13 protein-coding genes are annotated in these 19,035 nt (G+C 61.6%); 8 read left to right on the top strand and 5 right to left on the bottom strand.

Annotated features, from left to right (window positions below):
• Positions 1-5: 5 nt before the first annotated feature.
• The 4 genes from BT183_RS10070 (at position 6) to BT183_RS10055 (ending at position 4,292) form a co-directional block, all read left to right on the top strand.
• Positions 6-1,529 carry an ABC transporter substrate-binding protein gene (locus BT183_RS10070; protein WP_084603432.1) on the top strand — a complete coding sequence of 508 codons (1,524 nt, stop codon included), beginning with the start codon at positions 6-8 and terminating at the stop codon, positions 1,527-1,529.
• 66 nt (positions 1,530-1,595) lie between these two features.
• On the top strand, positions 1,596-2,516 hold the full coding sequence (locus BT183_RS10065) for an ABC transporter permease (RefSeq protein ID WP_072342308.1): 921 nt from the start codon (positions 1,596-1,598) through the stop codon (positions 2,514-2,516).
• Positions 2,516-3,331, top strand: a complete 816-nt coding sequence (locus BT183_RS10060; protein WP_072342305.1) for an ABC transporter permease — start codon at positions 2,516-2,518, stop codon at positions 3,329-3,331. The genes BT183_RS10065 and BT183_RS10060 overlap by 1 nt, the downstream gene beginning before the upstream one ends.
• Positions 3,332-3,350: 19 nt before the next feature.
• Entirely contained in the window at positions 3,351-4,292 is a 942-nt protein-coding gene (locus BT183_RS10055; protein ID WP_072342302.1) for a polysaccharide deacetylase family protein, read from the top strand.
• A 133-nt stretch (positions 4,293-4,425) separates the two neighbouring features.
• Here the strand turns inward: BT183_RS10055 and BT183_RS10050 are convergent, their stop codons facing one another.
• Positions 4,426-5,754: a site-specific DNA-methyltransferase gene (locus BT183_RS10050; RefSeq protein WP_244545299.1), complete on the bottom strand. Its 1,329-nt coding sequence runs from the start codon at positions 5,752-5,754 to the stop codon at positions 4,426-4,428.
• A gap of 284 nt (positions 5,755-6,038) precedes the next feature.
• On the bottom strand, positions 6,039-6,515 hold the full coding sequence (locus BT183_RS10045; protein ID WP_072342299.1) for a hypothetical protein: 477 nt from the start codon (positions 6,513-6,515) through the stop codon (positions 6,039-6,041).
• 741 nt (positions 6,516-7,256) lie between these two features.
• Here BT183_RS10045 and BT183_RS10040 point away from each other — a divergent pair.
• Positions 7,257-8,075, top strand: a complete 819-nt coding sequence (locus BT183_RS10040) for a hypothetical protein (protein WP_072342297.1) — start codon at positions 7,257-7,259, stop codon at positions 8,073-8,075.
• Positions 8,076-8,183: 108 nt separating this feature from the next.
• On the opposite strand, the gene BT183_RS10035 is transcribed toward BT183_RS10040, so the two are convergent.
• Positions 8,184-8,645, bottom strand: a complete 462-nt coding sequence (locus tag BT183_RS10035) for a hypothetical protein (RefSeq protein ID WP_143145753.1) — start codon at positions 8,643-8,645, stop codon at positions 8,184-8,186.
• 418 nt (positions 8,646-9,063) lie between these two features.
• Here BT183_RS10035 and BT183_RS10030 point away from each other — a divergent pair, with 418 nt between their 5' ends.
• The 3 genes from BT183_RS10030 to BT183_RS10020 are packed head-to-tail and all read left to right on the top strand — an operon-like array spanning position 9,064 to position 11,290.
• A complete protein-coding gene (locus BT183_RS10030; RefSeq protein WP_244545298.1) occupies positions 9,064-9,561 on the top strand; it encodes a DUF2924 domain-containing protein in 498 nt (165 codons plus the stop codon).
• Positions 9,558-10,880: a recombinase family protein gene (locus BT183_RS10025; protein WP_072342288.1), complete on the top strand. Its 1,323-nt coding sequence runs from the start codon at positions 9,558-9,560 to the stop codon at positions 10,878-10,880. The genes BT183_RS10030 and BT183_RS10025 overlap by 4 nt, the downstream gene beginning before the upstream one ends.
• Positions 10,877-11,290, top strand: a complete 414-nt coding sequence (locus BT183_RS10020; RefSeq protein ID WP_210185465.1) for a hypothetical protein — start codon at positions 10,877-10,879, stop codon at positions 11,288-11,290. The genes BT183_RS10025 and BT183_RS10020 overlap by 4 nt, the downstream gene beginning before the upstream one ends.
• A gap of 114 nt (positions 11,291-11,404) precedes the next feature.
• Here the strand turns inward: BT183_RS10020 and BT183_RS10015 are convergent, their stop codons facing one another.
• Together BT183_RS10015 and BT183_RS10010 are read right to left on the bottom strand one after the other, a co-directional pair.
• Positions 11,405-12,778: a hypothetical protein gene (locus tag BT183_RS10015; protein WP_072342283.1), complete on the bottom strand. Its 1,374-nt coding sequence runs from the start codon at positions 12,776-12,778 to the stop codon at positions 11,405-11,407.
• Positions 12,779-12,785: 7 nt separating this feature from the next.
• Positions 12,786-18,857, bottom strand: a complete 6,072-nt coding sequence (locus BT183_RS10010) for an AAA domain-containing protein (RefSeq protein ID WP_177282486.1) — start codon at positions 18,855-18,857, stop codon at positions 12,786-12,788.
• Positions 18,858-19,035: the final 178 nt, after the last annotated feature.

The following is a 19,035-nucleotide window of genomic DNA, read 5'->3' as shown; positions in this document are numbered from 1 at the left end:
GTGACATGACCAGGATGTTCGATTTCGCGTTCGCTTCCGCCCGCATCGCCCGCACGGTGTTGGCCGGCGCCATGGTTTCTGCCCTCGCCATGGGCGCTGCCCAAGCTCAGACAGTTACGCTCGCCCAGGGCGTCGACCCGGAATCCCTCGATCCGGCCGTCGACACCCTCATCACCAGCGTCGGCGTGATGATGAACATTTACGACGCGCTGATCTGGCGCGATGGCGAGGGCAATATCGTGCCCGGCCTCGCCGAAAGCTGGGAATTCCCCGAGCCCGACCAGATGAAGCTGACCCTGCGCCAGGGGGTGACATTCCACGACGGTTCGCCCTTCACCGCCGACGACGTGGTGTTTTCCTACCAACGGCTGTTCGATGCCACCAGTCCCTCACCGCTGCTCTCGTCGTTGCGCGGTTTCGTCGATGGCGTCGAGAAGGTCGATGACTTCACCGTGCTGGTTAAGATGCCGGCCCCGCGCGCGACCGTCGTGCCAACACTGATCCGCGTGCCCATCCTGCCGAAGGCGTCCTTCGAGGCGGCTGGGCAGGAAGCCTTCGGCTCGGCGCCCATCGGCACGGGTCCGTTCAAGTTCGCCCGCTGGGACAAGAACCAGCAGATCGTTCTGGAACGCAACGACGACTATTGGCGCGGTCCGGCCGCCATCGAGCGCTTCGTCGTCCGCCCGATCCCGGAGGATTTTGCCCGCTTCGCCTCGCTCAACAACCGTGAAGTCGACATCATCTCCAACCTCACCTCCGAGCGCGTCGCCGAGATCGAGAAGATCGAGGGCCTCAAGGTCGAGGCCGTGCCATCGGTACGCAACATGTTCGTCGGCCTCGACACCATGAAGGGGCCCTTCACCGACATCCGCGTCCGGCAGGCCGTCAACCACGCCGTCGACAAGGAAGCACTAATCGATGTGGTGATGGGCGGCTACGCCATCGAGAACGCCTCGGTCTGTACCCAGACACTTTTCGGCGCCGCCCAGCTTCCCGCCTATGAATACGATCCGGAAAAGGCGCGCGCGCTGCTTGCCGAGGCCGGCCACCCCGACGGCTTTGCCGTCGAGATGCTCGGGCCCGTTGGCCGCTACGCCAAGGACAAGGAGCTTCAGGAAGCCATCGCCGGCATGCTCGCCGATGTCGGCATCCAGATCACCCATGTGCAGCCCGAATGGGCCGAGTTCATCCGCCAGTGGACCGCGCAAGCCCATCCGATGCACTTCGTGGGCACCGGCAACCAGGTGATGGATTGTGACCAGCACCTTGGCTATCGCATCGACGGGCCGCGCTATGGCCGCTTCTATCAGTCCGACGAGGTCGATGCCCTGATCCAACTCGAACTGGTCGAGTATGACGCCGAAAAGCGCAAGGGCATCCTCGCTGAGATCCAGCAAAAGGTGCATGCCGATGCGCCCTGGATCTTCCTCTTTGACAACATGGACATTTACGGAATGACCAGCCGCATCGACTGGACGCCGCGTCCCGACGAGATGGTCTGGGCCTACGACATCAAGGTGAGCGAGTAAGGGCCGGGCCGCGGCGCAGATCCACGCTCCGCGGCCCCACCCCCGCACAACCAACAGGACCACCACATGGCACGGCTCATTCTGATCAGGCTCGCGCAGATTCCGCTCGTCGTCATTGTGATGAGCTTCATCGTCTTCCTGTTCATCAATGCATCGGGCGATCCGGTTCGCATGATGCTGCCCATCGAGGCATCCGAGGCCGATGTTGTCGCCATGCGGGAGGCCCTGGGGCTCGACCGGCCGATGCTTGTCCGCTACGGCGACTTCCTCGTCAACGCCGTGCAGGGCGATTTCGGCACCTCGCTCCGCGCCCGCCGCCCGGCCATGGACGTGGTGCTCGAAGCCCTGCCCGCCACCCTCGAACTCGCTGGCGTGGCCCTGGTCTTTGCCACGCTCATTTCCATTCCGCTCGGTATCGCCGCTGCAGCGAAGCGGAATGGTCCGGTCGACACCATCGCCACAATCGTCTCGGTGCTCGGCCAGTCCATGCCGGTCTTCTGGCTCGGCATCCTGCTCATACTCGTCTTTTCGGTGAAGCTGCGATGGTTGCCCGCCAGTGGTCGCGGTGATTGGACCGCCATCATTCTGCCCGCCGTTGCGCTTGGCTGGTACATGAATGCGCTGATGGCGCGCATGACCCGTACCGCCATGCTGGAAGTCCTTAGCCAGCCCTTCATCCGCACTGCCCGCGCCAAGGGCCTGCCCGAGCACATGGTCATCCTCAAGCACGCTTTCGGCAACGCCCGCATCCCCATCGTCACCGTGTGGGGCCTCCAGGCCGGAGCCATGCTAACCGGCACGGTGATCACTGAGACGGTCTTTTCCTGGCCTGGCCTCGGGCGCGCCAGCATCTACGCTCTGCAAAGCCGCGACTATCCGGTCGTCCTCGCCTCCATCGCGCTCTTCACCGTCATTTTCCTCCTTATCAACCTCTTGGTGGATCTGGCGTATTCCCTGCTCGACCCGCGCATTAGGAGGGCCGCGTGATGGCGCGCATCCTCACCAATCCCAAGGCTCTGATCGGGCTTTCCATCGTCGCGCTGGTCCTGTTCGCAGCCCTCTTTGCCGATGTGATCAGCCCTTATGACCCGCTGCGCCAATCGCTACGGGCCCGCCATCTGCCGCCCGATACGCTGCACTGGCTGGGCACCGACCATGTCGGCCGCGACATCCTCTCGCGCATCATCCATGGGGCGCGCATCTCGGTCATGGTCGGCATAGGCGCGGTCGGCGTATCGGCGGCGCTCGGCATGTTGGTCGGGCTCGTCGCCGGCTATTATGGCGGCGTGCTCGGCGCCTTCCTGATGCGCGCTGCCGACATCAAGCTGGCCATGCCGATGATCCTCTTCGCCATCGCCTGGATCGCCTTTTTCGGCGGCGGGCTGATGAGTGTCATCATCGTCATCGGCCTCTGGGGCTGGGTGCCTTATGCCCGCTACGCCCGCTCCATCGTCCTGACGCTGCGCGAATCGCTCTTCGTGGAGGCGAGCGTTGCGCTCGGCGCCTCCTCCCAGTCAATCCTCTTTCGCCACGTCGCGCCCAACCTTGTCGGCCCGCTGATCGTCATCGCGACCCTGCAGTTGGGCGAGGCGGTGCTGCTCGAATCCGCCCTTTCTTTTCTCGGGCTGGGCGTGCAGGCCCCCACTCCCACCTGGGGCAGCATGGTGTCGGACGGGCGTTCTTATATCGATACCGCCTGGTGGACCGTCACATTCCCCGGCCTTGCCATCACCTTCTTCGTGCTCGGCGCCAGTTTCCTGGGCGATGCCCTGCGCGACTGGCTCGATCCACGCTCCACCTGACCCTCAAGGACCTAATGAAATGAAGACCATCTATGTCCTCATCACCATGGACGTGGAAAAGCCCCTGCCCGAAGGCGAGCGGCCCGACGGCGCCTCCGGGCCCCGTACGTATGGACAAAGCGAGCGCTTCATCCGCGGCTACGATGCCATGGCCCGCGCCTTTGGCTGGCCGGTCACCTACATCATCCACCCCGAAGTCTGCCACGCCCACCGTGACCTCTTTCTGTCTCTCGAGGGCGAAGGCGCCTGCCTCGGGCTCCACATCCATCCGTGGAAATTCTCCGACGGGCACTACAAGGCCCATTTCGGCGGCCTCAGTGAGGCCCAGCAATACGCCATCCTCTCGGAAGCCACCGACATGTGGATGGCCGGGCTCGGCAAGCGCCCGCGCTATTTCAGACCGGGCACCTTCTCGGCCAATGATCGCACCTTTGGCGTGCTCGATACGCTCGGGTTCCTCGGCGGCTCCTGCTCCATTCCGGGCCGCGTCTATCCCGATCTCAACGCCATTTGGGCCGGCGCCACCCCCGATCCGCACCGCGCCAACGGCACCTTCCGGCAGGTTCCGGGCGATCTCGATTTCGTCGACATCCCGCTCTCGGTTGATCTGTCCAGCCACGAAGTCCGCGGCGGGCGGCAGTTTTGCTGGGATCTGCGGCCAGACTGGGAAAAAGCCGATTACCGCACGATCGCCACCAACATCGTGGCGCAGGTCCTCGCGCGGAACCCCGCAGTGCCGGTCGTTCACATGGTCACCCACAACGACAACGACTATGCCGATCCTTCCGATCGCGTTCGCCTCAACTTCCAGACCGTCCTGGAGGAGATCGACGCCGCCATCCGTCGGGCGGGGGCCGTTCCCCAAGGCGCGACCTTTGCCGATGTCTGCACCCTCGTGCGCGAGCGCGGCCAGGTCGAGAAGGCCTTCGTCTTCGCCGATAAGACGATGCTTACTGGCTGACAGTCAGCCTACGACCGGAGAATCTGCCATGCCACTCGCATTTCCCATGGCATCGGCTTCGTTCACCACAATTGCAGCGTCCAAACGGGCACTGGTGGATATGTCGCGATGCCGAGAACCCGGGCTCGGAGGCTTAGCAGGCGCATGGGTCCGGCAACCGGCCTGTTTGCGAGCGCTTTTCGGCAACCTTTCGAAAGTCATCGCCGGTGCCGGCCAAGGTCGCTTGGCGGCCAGTGAAGGCCTGCCAGCGCCTGACCGCGATATCAACGTAATGGGGTGACAGCTCCATCGCCAGGCATCGCCGTCCGGTCATTCCGGCCGCGATAATAGTCGTGCCGCTGCCGACAAAGGGATCATAGATATATGCGGACAGCACCGTGCTGTTCTCGATCGGCCGCTTCATGCATTCGACCGGCTTCTGAGTTCCATGCCCGAGCCCGCTGCCCTCCCGCGCATTGATGTCCCAAACGGTGCTCTGAGTGCGATCTCCGAGCCAGCCGCTTGGCCGGCCACCGCGAACGGCGTACCAGCAGGGTTCGTGCTGCCAGTGATAGTCGCCGCGCCCAAGCGCAAACCGCTCTTTTCGCCACACGATCTGAGACCGAACTTCGAAGCCGCAGGACTCGAGGCTGTCTTGGACGGTACTGGCGAATTTGCCGGCATGCCAGACATAGGCAACATCTCCCGGATAGAGCGCCCACGCCTCGCTCCAGTCCGCGCGGCTGTCGTTCAGCACCTCCCCGAGCTTTCGCGAGTTTGCGTTGATGCCTGCGTCAGCTCTCCAGCCCGGCTCATACTCCACCCCATACGGCGGGTCGGTCACCATGACCGCAGGGACGCGGCCGCCAAGCAGCGCTGCGACATCATCGGCGGAGGTGCTGTCGCCGCACCTCAGGACGTGATCGCCGAGAAGCCAGGTGTCTCCAGTTCTGGTGACCGTCTCGTCCTCTGGTGCGGGCAGATCATCAGGGTCGCACTGGCCCTCGGTGCCCCAATCGAACATCAAGGCCAGATCCTTGTCGGAAAATCCTGTGACCTCAAGGTCGAAATCCGCAGCCTTCAAATCGTCCAGTTCGGATTTCAGCAGGTCAAAATCCCAGTCTGAAAGTTCCGCCAGTCGGTTGTCGGCAATCGCCAGAGCGTGGGCCTGCTCATCGCTCAGGTGGCTCTTCACGGCGACCGGGATGACAGCAAACCGGGCATCCCCTTTGTTGCGGAGCTGTTCGGCCGCATAGTACCGCCCATGTCCCGCGATGATCTCCTCGGTTTCCCGTCGGACAAGAATCAGCTGGCCCCAGCCGAATTCCAGGAGCGAGTTTGCGATGCTCGTGATTTGCTCGACGCTATGCGTGCGCGCATTACGGTTATAGGGTTTTAGCCGCTCAAGCGGCCAATGTTCCAGTTGCAAAGTCATGTTGCGCCTTTCAGCGGTTCGCAGCGACGGCTCCGAGACGACACTCACGGTCTGTTCCGTGTCCGTGGTCCAGGCCCGCCCATTGATTGTGGGTCGCATTTCGCTTCGCTACTCAAAACAAGCTGGATTTGGGCCGGCTGGAGCAGAATGTGCGAAACGAAACGGCAAATTGAAAAATCGGAATACGCTCGATTTGCGGGAGGCAGCGCCCCCGCAGGGAAGTGGCCCTAGGTCAGGAACCTATGGGGCGTGCCCCCTCCCTCTGTCCACGGCGGTGGGTAGGGGGAAGGGGTAGCCCCTTTGCTCCAAGCTGGTGAGTATGTGGAGCGTGCCTAACGTTTAGCTTCTGCTTCCTCTTCTCGTATCCGGTCCTGCAACCAGCGTTCAATGTGGTCCGCGGCTCTAACGCGATTGCGGATCTCAACCGTCTTTGGTTGAGTGTGTTTTTGGCGAAATCCTTCGCGGATCTCGGGCGAAATCAGTAGGTCCCGCAACTCGAGCCAAGCTTCATCCGAACGGACGAACGTAAACCCTCGGAAAGGCAGATCTTCATCGGCTTTCATGGAACAGACCATGAGCATCTCGGTGAGCGTCTCCAGCTCCACACCCGCCAAATAGGTAGTAAACGATGGGTCTGGCTGCGCGCGCTCCTCGTCATCCGGCGATTCCACTATCGCGCTAGCGGTGGCCATTAGTTCGAGTATGCGATCGTGCTTGTTGGGGTTCCCCCTTAAAGACTCCAGGGTCAGCGCCATCAAGAGGGCCTCCTGTGCGCGGACTTTTGCCCTCAATCTTTCAATGTGGCTCATTGTGCGTTCCCTGTGAATGTAAGGTGACCGTTTGCACGGCTCCGACGCTGCTGGTCCAAGACAGGAGCTGAAGGGTTGGGACGCTTCAGCGGCGGTCTAGCAGCCTGAACTCGATAAGAAGTTCGCTGAAGGATGGGGTGCGTTGCCGTGAGAATCTGACCCCGCTCGATAAGCAATTCTTGCAGCACCGCGAGCGAGATGGGCCGGTCGGTGTCGAGCAATGGAGCCCGGAGCTCCTCCGGGCTAGGGCCCCCGGTCTCGAGGAGTTCTTGTTCGCTCCGCTGGCGCGTTAAGTCTACGCCCTGCTGAGCGAACCAGGATCGTAAGGACGAGACCAAGGGATTGGGCAGCAAAGTCCATCCGTAAGCGCCGAGGCACGCCTCGTAGCTTTTTGCCCGGGACGTGGTGTGCCATCCGTCCCGAATGTTCCTTCGAGCATGAATGCGGGTTGGATTAGAACTCATTTCTGGTCTTAACTCTGGAGGGCGCGAGTCAACTTCGCCGTCAGAACAAGGTGTGGTCATCTGTCTCTCTCAAGGTAGTTAGCCGATGAGATCGGAAGCACTCGCCTTCGACCCCTCGGTCTAGAGAAAGATTGTCTATTGCCGCGCGATTCCAACGGCCATTTCAGACCGCAAGGTGGTCGATGTTCCGGCCGTTGACTCCATTCGGTCGAAGCGCAACCGCCGTTTACCACCGGTCAACGTTTGCCGTTCCAAGGTTAGGTAAAGGGATCGGTGGATGTCAAAAAAACACCAATGGCTGTTGTTGGATACACAACTCGCCGCGCTCGCAGAGACAGGCGAATTGAGCGTTACGATAGCGCAGATGGAGCAAATAGATGCTGTCGCTTGGAGGTGGCTGTTCGCAACGCCCAAGGCCGAAATACGCTGGGTGATGAGCGCGATGGCTAGAACCGCCAAAGCTGGAGCCGGGCAGTTGATACAAGTCCTAGATGAACCCCCGAGCGAAGGTCGCTCGAGGTTTATGGGACGGCTGGATATAAGGGGCCCCTCAATAGACGAAGAGGAAATTCGATCCTACCTTGAGGCCCTGATATCTGTATCAAAGACTGTACTAGCGTCACAATCTCCGCAAAGGCGCGTAAACTGGATCGAGCAGCATCTGGCGGCGCTGATTAGGGAATTCGCCGCCCTTAAGGGCGATCTGTCGCTTGCACTTAACGCAGAACCTATGGCGAACCATGAAAAGAAACCGCTGTTTCGATTTGCCCGCATGTTTTGCCAGGTGATGGAAGATACAATCCATTTAATTCCTCCGAAACCGTTGACTGCCACACCATCCGGGGAGCCCCTGCCTATGCCCGTGTCAGGTGGGGAGCTGATCGACTTTCTCTACTCCGCTGCTTTTCCATCAACGGGTGACAGTCCCTCCAAATTTAGCAAGCTGCTACGGAAGGCAAAGGGTCGCCTCGACGCACTCGCTAAGGCAAATTATCCACACGGGTACACCGAGGAGGACGGAGAGATCATCCCGCTTGTGTACGATCCGAAATTCGGAATCACTTACAACCCGGCCGACCTTTCGCGCGACGACTAGGGCGTCTCAGGTCTGAGCCGTCGTGTTGTGTGTTTGCTGTGTGGTCTTTTTCTATGTCTGGCGAGTAGGTCTTTTTACGACGAAGGCTATTTGAGCTCTCTGATACCCCTAATTTCGAAACTCGGCTTCTGTGCGCATGCGGGCTAATTGTAGCTGCCGGTCGCCGCTGCGACGTGGGGCTGCAACATTTTCAAACGCCGTCAAAGACGCTTCTCTCAGCCGTGGGCTGCTTATGCCCTGCAGCAATCTCAGAGTGCCCTGAGCGTGTTTTTCGTTTGTCGGTGGGTTGAACTTAAACCACCCCATGACTTGGACGAAATTCTCGTCTTCGTCGCAATCGATAAGGCCTGCCGCCTTAACGCGCTGCCTAACTTCGAGGTAGCGCGGCAGCTCCCAAGCTAGATCCGCTATGGCGTATCCATCAGGGATACGAAACGTGCCCGCGCTCGTCTGATGCTCACAGGTCAAAAAATAGAGGAACAGCAGCTGCCCATCGGAATCCAAAGAGCGAAAACGCTTTGAATGCCAGACGAGCGGCGAAACCTTCGAGAACTGACGCGACGAACTCATTGAAATACTCCTAGCTGCACGGTGGGGCCCATCCTCACCCTCTTCCTGCTAGTTGTGTTTCGCTCGCTTAAGATACGGCCGTTTCGAACTCCAAATTCGCGCCGGTTGGGGCCGTGTTCCTTCGAGCTCTTCTCCTGTCATGTGCCCCAGATGGCCAAGGAGATTTCGATGGAACGCCACGCCTCTGCTCTGGCAAGAGCACAATACGCACTATTGCGAAGACGAAGTGTCGCTCATTCGAGCCCACCGTCGCAAACGCGAGCTCCCAAGCCTGAGCCAGCACCGAGGAGGCGTAGCACCGCCTCTGCGCGATCCGTGCCAGCCGCAACGGAACTCGGTCTCCTGCTCGCAGCAGGGCTAAGTCGCGCAGCACCGCTCCAGTCAAGCTAGAATTCTGGCAAAACTTGCGGAGATCAACTTGAGTTCACATCTCCCAGGAGCGGTTGTCTCAACGATCTTTGGAGGAAACATGCAATCCACAATAGTAAATCAAATAGTATCGCTCAGAACCCAAACGGTCGTTGAACTGCGGCAGAGGTGGATTGCGCTTACGGGATCCGCGCCGCCGCCCTACAACCGTCAGTTCTTGGAGAGTCGACTTGCATATCGATTGCAAGAGCTCGCGATCGGCGGGCTTTCCCGAGAGACCAAACAGAGGCTTCACGCGCTCGGCGAGCAACTCGATGGGGGCAACATGGTGGTTCGGCGAATCCGAACCGACCGGAAACCCGTCGCTGGAACCCGCCTCGTCCGCGAGTTCCGCGGAATCGAGCACTCGGTCACGGTCACGATCGACGGCTACGAGTACCAGGGGCGTCCGTTCAAGAGCCTATCGGCAGTGGCACGCGCAATAACCGGCACGCGCTGGAACGGCTGGGTCTTCTTCGGGCTCGCAAGGGCAGGGGAGCGCATATGACCCGCCAACCCGTAGCCCCAGCCTCGCGCAAGCTGCGCTGCGCCGTGTATACCCGCAAATCGAGCGAGGAGGGTCTGGAACAAGACTTTAACTCCCTCGATGCCCAGCGCGAGGCCGGCGAAGCGTGCATTGCCAGTCAGCGCGCAGAGGGATGGATACTGGTACCGGACCGTTATGACGACGGTGGAATATCCGGAGGAACCCTCGATCGCCCTGCGTTGGCGCGACTAAGGTCCGACATTGACCGCGGCAAGATTGACGTGGTGGTCGTCTACAAGATCGACCGGATCAGCCGGAGCCTTACCCACTTCCTTTCCCTGATCGAGGAATTCAACCAGGCGGAGGTTACTTTCGTGTCGGTGACCCAGCACCTCAACACGACAACCGCGGCAGGTCGGTTGATGCTCAACGTGCTCGCGAGCTTTGGTCAGTTCGAACGCGAGCAGACGGGCGAGCGTATTCGCGACAAGATCGCCGCATCCAGGGCGAAGGGCATTTGGATGGGCGGGCCAGTGCCGCTGGGGTATCGCGCTCTCGATCGCAAACTCACCCCGGTTGAATCCGAGGCCAAAGTCGTCCGTTTAATCTTCCAGCGGTTTGCGGAACTTGGGTCAGCCACCAAACTCGCTGGTGAGCTGACAAAGTCCGGCATCGTGAACCGCAAAGGCAAGCGCTTTGACAAGGGCAGCATCTACAAGGTGCTCAACAACAAGGTCTACAACGGCAAGGCCGTCCACAAGCAGCAGGAATACCAGGGTGAGCACCAGGCCATCGTTGACGACGATCTGTGGGGCAAGGTGCACTCGATGCTGCAGGTCAGTCCCCGGACGCGTGCAGCGCGCACCCGCGCGAAAACACCAGCGCTGCTCAAGGGTCTTATCTTTGCACCGTCGGGCCGAGCGATGTCGCCTACCCACACCCGACGCCGCGGCAAGCTCTATCGCTACTACATCAGCCAGGACGTTCTGAAGTCGGGTCCGGATGCCTGTCCGGTGCGCCGTGTGCCGGCGGGGGAGGTGGAGTCTGCCGTGATCGACCAGGTGCGGCAGCTCGTCAGGGCGCCGGAGATCATCTTCCAAACCTGGAACGCGGCTAGGGCGTCACTGCCGGATATCGACGAGCGTGACGTCCGTGAAGGGCTTGTTGCGTTCGACCAGATTTGGGACGAACTGTTTCCGGCTGAGCAGGCTCGCATCGTCCAGCTCCTGGTTGACCGCGTCGACGTATCCGACCAGGGGCTCCAGATCCACCTAAAGACCAAGGGCCTCACTGGCCTGGTCAAAGAGGTGCTCCCCCAAACTGCTGCCCCGACCTCATGAACACCATGAGCCTGACCCGAAATGGCATCACCACTGTCACCGTGCCGCTGTCGTTCCGGCGTATCGGCGGCCGAAGGGTAATCGTGGCGCCAGATGGCGAACAGCTTAGGGCATCGCCGATCAACGTCGATAACACGATGGTCAAAGCCCTCGCGCGGGCGTTCCGGTGGCAGCGTCTCCTCGACAGAGGTAAATACGCAACGATCGCCGAGATCGCCGTCGCAGAGAAGATCAACGCCTCTTACGTGAGCAGGGTGATCCGGATGACCCTGCTATCCCCGACGACCGTGGAGGCCATCCTCAATGGTAGTCAGCCACGAGGGCTCGGGCTGGCGCATCTCCTTGAGCCGTTCCCGCTAGAATGGACTGAGCAGGCCGTTCACTGGGACAAAGCCGCCGCATCGCCCTAAGGGTCCCATTTGTGCCGAAAGCGGTCATCGGCCCAGTGCCGCCACAGCTGCCACAACTGGGCAGGTTGACAACCCAATGTCTCATGGGCCGGACGCGACGTCGCATCGATGCAGCTACTTTAGTGCCCGCGATTTCCGGCTCGAAACTTCATCCGTGGCAACGCCGCCAGTGTGTTGCCCCAAGAGCGCGGAACTCTTCAATGGTTGCGATCCGATGCCCAGTGCCCTCTCGATGATGAGCTCAGTGCCGCTTCGGTCGAGCGATGCGATTAGTTCGTCGACCTCAGAACACCAAAGCTTCTCCTGCTCGGTGTCGCGCTGCTGAGAGCGCGGTGATACGGGGGCCGCCGCCCCAACCACTCTGACTTGAAGGCGCGAGGCGTCGGCCGGGCCGCCAAGCTCCACCCCGTAGTCTGTCGCTCCGGGCTTTGCAACAACAATGCTGCCTTCCTGTGCCCAAGCGGTCTCCATACCGACGCTCACCTCATATCCGAGTCCTGCAAGACCCGTCAGCACCGCCCGACGCCGCGCAGCGGCCGCGTTCTCCGCGGCGCGGGCTTTAATGAAACCCCGCACCTCATCAAGAAAGTCCGCTGCACCGACAAGGTCGGGATCTAAAACGAGAATACGGATACGCTCCCGTTGGTCGGCTAATTCTTTCCCAGCAACGGTAGCGAGCTCAGCTGCCACCTCGAGGACCTGGACTCGGGTTTCCTCAATCATTCGGCGCTGCGCAAGTGCCGCCGAAACGTCCAGCACCAGCGAGTCTTCAAGTAGTCGCCGCCGGTCTATCTTGGCTTCTCGATCGATGGCCGCGATCCGCGTCGCAAACTGCGCTAGAGTCATCCCGCCCTCTAACACCTCAAGCTGTGAAAGTACGTGGATCAGCCGGTCCGACGCACCGCGACTCGCCGGTTGAACGCTCAACCATTGTGATAGTGATTGACCTGTAAGCCCGCCCGAGAGTTTTGCGGCAAGGTCCCCGGATGCTACAGGACTGCTTTTCGCAGAACTCAACAGCGATCGAAACACCTTGTCTACTTCAGCGCGGAAACTCGGAACATTTTCTGGCTTTGCGGACAGCGCCCCCTCGATAATGCGGCCAAGTTCGTCCGGGATCGGCTTGTTCTGCTGCTGCAGGGCATACGCAACGCTGGCGGCGGCATCGACAAGCTGCTGGCGTTCCTTCCTCGCTGCCTCGGCCTTCGCGATTGCTAACTGCTGGTAACGCTGCTTTTCACCTTTAAAAAACGCGATAAGCGGTGGAGCTTGCCTCTGCACGGCGTCGAACTGGCCCGCCCGCAGTTGATCCGACAGCGCCTTGATACGCCCCGCGATATCCTTCTCGATTGCGTCGGTGAGTAGCTCGTTGCGGCCCAGCGTGCGCAACAGATCCGTGCTAGCGGCACCGACGCGGGCGATCAGGCGCGAGCAAATGGCCTCAAGCTCCTCGCGCGTCACCACCCTGATAACTTTCGGACCGCTCATCAGTACCTCACGTCAATGCTGCTGCGATCGCCGACCGCAGGCGATCACGCTCCTCTTTCGGCTCGTGGTACCAGCTATGGCTGGTCACGCGGTGCAAGGCTTTGAGCTCACGCTTCAGGACACTCGGGCGCCAAATCTCGCGCGCCCGGGCCTTCGAGAGAAGCTGATGGCGAGGCGCGTCGCACTCGATACCGATCCCGAACAATCCGGTCCTGGGATCCTTGATCGCGAAGTCGAGTTGGAAGGCGTCGCCAACACGCGACACCTCTGCATCCACGCCAAGCGTTGCGATGAACTTGCCCACCGATTGGACGAAGCCGCTCTGACCCTGTTCGCTCGCGTCGAAGCGAGCGATACCGGAGCGGGTGTTGAGCCGACGCGCGGATGCCGCGGCAGAGTCGAGATCGCCGGAACTCAGCCGCTCGGCATAATCGATATAGGCCTGCAAATAGTCGCGCGGCTTATTGGCCTGGCCCGTAGTGAGCCAGTCAGAGACATCTCCGAGCGGCATCGACGTCACAAGGATCACCTTTTCGCGCGCGCGGGTGACCGCAACGTTTAGCCGCCGCTCGCCGCCAGCCTGGCCGAGCACGCCGAAGACCCTTCGGAAGGCACCATGCTTGTCGCGACCGAAAGTGGTTGAAAATACGATCACGTCGCGTTCGTCACCTTGCACATTCTCCACGTTCTTGACGAAGAAGCCCATGTCTTCGCCACCTTGGGTGCGGTCGCGTTCCCGTCGATATGCCCGCAGGAATTCGCCATCCATCGCCGCTCGCCGATTGAGGGCCTCTTCGACGAGGTCGGCCTGTTTGCGGTTGAAGGTCACGACGCCGATACTGGGTGGCGTCGGCTTCGCCCACAGTCCAGCGACGACATCTACAACACGCTCTGCCTCAATGGCGTTGGTCTGCGCCTCGTAGATGCCGTTGGCTCGCACGACTTCGATCGGTCGTACACGCTTGATCTCATCTGCCGGGTGGCTCGCCGGGACGCTGAGACCGCCACCATAAAAGGCGGAATTCGAGTAATCGATCAATTCGCGATACCTGGAGCGGTAGTGAATCTGCAGCGTGGTCGTAGGCAGCACGCCACGTCCCAGTTGCAGCAGATCCGGACAATCCTTCACTTCGCGCCGGTTCCAGGTCTCTTCTTGCGCCACCCTCTCCGCTTCGGTTATCGCGTCGTCGAACGCCTCATCGGAGCTTTCGTCCTCCTCGTCTTCAACTTGGGAGGAGCTGAAGAAGCTCGTAGGCGGCATCTGCTTCTCGTCGCCAGCGATCAGGACACGCTTGGCTCGGAACAGGGTTGGGACTGCGAACTCGACCTGCATCTGCGAGGCCTCGTCGTAGATCACGACGTCGAACAGTCCGGCCTTCAAGGGCAACACGCGGCTCGCGACGTCGGGATTCATCAGCCAGATTGGCCGCATACGCATCAGGCCGAGATCCCGTCCCTGGTCAAGGATCTCGCGCAGCCGTTTTGCTCGCGGGCCCCTCATACGGGTCAAATCGTCCCAGGCCACCTGAGTTCCGAGCCTGTCGGGGTCGATGTCGAGACGAAGGATCTGTTTGTTTAGGCCGAGCACTTCGCGATCAAGGGCCGCGAGACTCGTAACTTTCTGCTGAATTTCACCCGCCTCGACGAGCAGTTGCGGCTGGGTCGCTTCTATGCGGCCCTTCCACGCCAAGAGGGCCTCGCGACGAACGGTCCGACGGAAAAGTGGGTCGAGCTCGGACTGGGGCACATCGTCGAACTGATCCTGCCATTCACGCAGCATGGCAAAGACCCGCAGCACTTCCGGCTGGAGGGCCGTAGCACGAAGGCGGAACCGCTGAAACGCGTTTAACCGTGGCGCAGAATCTCGAATTGCGGCCACCATCCCAGCCATGGAACCGCGGCCACTGACAGCCTCGTCCGCCTTCCGAAGCCAGTCCGACTCGAACCATGCCTCGAGCGCCAAGAGCGCGTCCCGGCTGGTGCGCCTCGCATCGCTGCGGAGGAAGGCCCCCAGCATTCGCTCCCGAAGCTCAGAAAATGCTCCAGCTGTAGCTGCTCGCGTCGCAGCCACAGCCTCGGCCTTCCATGGGCTGGCGCGAACCGCCAATGCAAGCGGACGAACCGCTTCGAGCGTTGTTCCCAGCGCCTGCTGATAATGAAGCAGCGTCGCAACGGTCGCGTCGGGAGGCACCGCGACGCGAAGAGCTCGGCAGATTTCCGCCATCTCCTCTCGCAAGGGCCGCAACGCTGCTTCCAGTTCGAGAGCACCGTGGAGGAGCGCCTTGCCCGCCTTGTCTGCTGGCAGATTGTTGGCCTCCAGAAAGCGCTTTAGCCGGCCGTGCCGTGCATGGCGGCGGAAGTTGAGGAAGCCTAGGACGCCCGCAGCCGACGATGACTTGCGAGCGTCGTCAAGCGATCGTGCAAGCTCGTTGTCGTCGAGCTGCAGCAGCGGCGCGAACAGCTCATCGGAATGATCATCCGCCGGTACCTCGGCCAGGGCGGCTCCGATCTCGCGAATGCGAGCGATCAGCGGATCGCCCTGCGAGCCGGCAGCAGGGGTTTCGAACAGGTCGAGCCAGGCGTTTAGGTAGGAGCGCAAACCATCCGACATCCGTTCAAGTGAACTGCCGTCGGTCTCGAGCCAGTCTCGATGGGTGCCGACGTCCTCAACCTCGGGCGACACAACGGTCGACTCGATCGCTGCCGCACGCTGCGTTTCTGCGACTACGAAGGCTTCGAGGTGCTTGTCGAAAGCAACCGCTACCGATGGATCGACCGCGAACTGCTTCAGCGCGTGCAGCGGGCTGTTCTCAAAGCGGGACGCCAGCCACAACGGGGCTAGCGGGCCGCAGGTCTCCTCGATGACCGACAGGTCGGCTGGCTTTAGTCCTGTAAATATCGGACGCAGCGGCGAGGCAGCGATCCAAGGACCTTCTTCCTCAAGCGCGATCAGTTGATCGAGCACATCACGGTATGTCAGACCGGACCCGCTGTCCTCCTTGTAGAGCGCCGTATGCGTCGCATCGATCTCGGCTTCCAGCGCCTCGATCCGGGCCGTCCTTTCGTCGCGCTGCTTCAGGAGTGCGGAAAGCCGGCCCTCAGGGACGGCGCGCACGAGATCGCGCTGCTCGCGGATGGTTCGTGCGATGATTTCCCGATCCTTGTTGATGTCGACGACAAGGAAAAGCCGATCCCCCATGCCTTCGGCATCGAGGCGCTTCTGCACGACCTTAAGGGCAGCCTGCTTCTGGCAAACCACCAGAACCGTCTCACCGCGGCCAATGGCGTCGGTCACCACGTTCACGATGGTCTGAGACTTGCCCGTGCCCGGCGGACCTTCGACCAATAGTCCCGGTGCGCTGCGCGACTTGAACACCGCCGATTCCTGTGAAGGATCGGCCGCCACGACGAGGAACCTGTCGCGCTCGCGCCCCGCCTCGGGCTGGTCGTCGAACTGTAATTCGCCACCAATCCGAAGCACCGCATCGAGGCCTGTTCCAGCCGGCGGCATCCGCACCATCTGGCGTATGTCCTCAGCAACGGCCTGGCCAGCAAACTCGGCATTGAACAGGGCCGCCGACGCCAGCAACTGGACCGTGCCAAGCGGCACCTTCAAATCGCGGGACGGCAGTCGTTCTAACGTCCGCGAACGGGGCTGCGCCAACGAGCCGAAAACATCTAGTACATCGGCATACCTGATTGCCCCGCGACTCAGCAGCTCGTCGCGAGCCATCTTCCAGCGCTGGAATTCGTTCGGCGGCAGCATGGTCTCGAGCGCGGGATTGAGGCGTACTTCCTCTCGTTCCTTATCGAAGCTGATGGCCGCGGACGGACTTCCGACTGGAAACTCGATGATGATAGGCCAGAGCAGGACCGGCGCTAGTCGCGGGCGCGCCTGGGGCTCAGACGCAGCCGATCGTGCCTCTCGAACCAGAAGGAATGGGAACCCCATGGTCCGGCCGTCGAGGCCGGTGTCACGGCGAAAGGTCTGGGCGTGACTGACGAGGCGGCGAAGCCGGCTTTGACGGTTTTCGTCGGCGGCATAGGCAGACGGATCCAGCGGTATCGGTGTGTCGGTACGCCCGATAAGCAGGTTCAGGATCGAGTCGGCTGGCCGCAATGCTGTTCCCATTTCACTGAGGTCTAGCCGAGGGGTCGTCTTGCCGATGGTGAAGCGCGCGAGTGGACCGCGCGAGACCGTTCCGGTCACCCGCTTCTCGAAATGCGACAGGAGATTGGCAACATATTGCTGCCGCGGTGGCTCCAACCATTGATCGTCTGGCACGCCCAGCACAATGGCGGCACGCGCCAGTGTCATCCGTCGTTCGACCCGGAAAGTATCGACCCACTCGTCGACCACCGGATCGCCGCAGCGGGCGAAATTGGCCGTCCGCTGATCGATCAGCGAGAAGATTTCACGGCGCGGACGCACAAACAGCTCGACCGAGGGCTCTCGCTCGAAATCAACGCCGGTCCGGCTCGCGAGATCGCCAGCCGCATTAATTAGGGTTTCGAAAGCGACGAACTGAGTAGTGGCGGCGCTGATCAAGATGATGAGGTCTTCGTCAGACAGCCGGGGACGCTCGAGGATCGAGGCGAGGCCCGCATGATCGGTATCGGGATAAACCCGCCGTAACACCTCGCGTTCCGCCTCGAGGTTGGGTCGCGAAGTCGACAGCAGGGCCACTCGCAGCCGGCTCTCGTCGAGCTCGATTTCGAGCAGCTTGGCCCGATCCCGGACGGCTTCGGCCCGCGAAGCCAGCGCAACGATCCAGGAGGCCTGGTCGAACTGCTCAAGGTGCCGGCCCACTTCGCCAGTTACAATCTCGTACCCATCATCAGCATGAGCTAGCAGCCATGCTGGCGTCACGATCTCGCCGCGCAGAGTCAAGGGCAGGTTCGGGTTCATCGCCATCAGAGCCAGGGCGTGGCGATAGTCAGATGCGACGTTCTCGTTGCCGATGGCCCGGCGGAAGCGAGCCTGGATCTTGCCTTCAATCTGAGCGCCGCTTAGCCAGGTGGCCACGACGCCATTGAGAAGCATTTCCTGGGCCTCGTCCCAATTGGCCGGTTCGGCTGCAGCGAGGGCAAATTGGTCGGCGCGGGTGTAATCGCGACCCCCGAGAGATATCTCGGTCCCGTTGCCGTCCCCGACGATCGTGCGTTCATCGTCCGGGACCTCGACCGGTTCGCCACGGAGCCAGGCCCTAACCTGGTTGCCCGACCACCGCGAATGCGGATCTCGCGCCAAGAGGCCCCTCAACAACAGGCGCAGTTTCGTATCGGCCATCGGCGGTATGTCGATGCCGCGGGTGACCACGTGCAGCCGAAGGGCCTGATCGTTGGTCCCCTCAAAGCACTGGCCGGCTGTCGCCTGTTCGAGGACGATCATGCCGGCCGACCACCAGTCGGACGCGGCACTAACCGCTCCGACAATGGCTTCGGGCGCCGAGTAGCGGGTGAGCTCTAGCGGCGCTACGGACTCGAGATCGAAGTCGGACATGCGCGCCGAACCAAACCCGGCAACGACCAGGTCGAGTGGATCGCGACCACGGATCAGGATCGTCCGCGGGTTGAGATCGCGATGCCGCAGCCCGACCTCCTCGAAGCTGGTCAGCACACCAGCAAGCTCAGTGATCAGCCGCCGCATCAAGTCGGGATCGGTTGCGGCGGGATACCCGGCCTCGGCCAGGCTGCCCCCGCCGATCAGCTCGAAGACGTCGTAGGATCGTCCGTCGTGCCGGCCGATCGTGATCAGTTCTGGAACATGGTCGCGCGGCAATCGCCGCAAGGTCTGGTACACTTGGGGATCGGGCTCGGCGCCCTCGTCGTACAGGGTGACGAAGACCTCGCGGGCTGCCGCATCGCGCGCCGTAAATGAGGTAAACGGCTGGCCTTGGGGCGCGCGAAGCTGTCTCAGCTCCGACAATCCCTCGATCTCGATCGTTACTGCACTTTCGGGCTCATCTTCGATCGGAGCGCCGGCGGCCTCGCCGGTAGTGGTCGCTGACCCTGCCGGTGGGGTTGCAACCATGGCATCGGCACCGCAGACGAAGCAGATCTCCAGGTCGTCGGCCATCGGGTGCCCGTTGGCGCAGACTCGTGTCGCCGCGGGGGGCGGAGGCATGGCAATGACCGAACCGGTGTCCGCGGGCGCGGTGTGGACTGGCTGGTCGGCCAGCGGCCAAAGACACTTCTCGCCCGCGACATCGTTCTTGCACAGCCATTCGCCCTCGGGCCGGTCGCTCCCGCAATTG

This window comes from Devosia enhydra, from assembly GCF_900119845.1.
Taxonomy (GTDB): Bacteria; Pseudomonadota; Alphaproteobacteria; order Rhizobiales; family Devosiaceae; genus FPKU01.
Note: the sequence above shows the minus strand (reverse complement) of the source record. Positions and strands in the feature narration are given on the sequence as shown.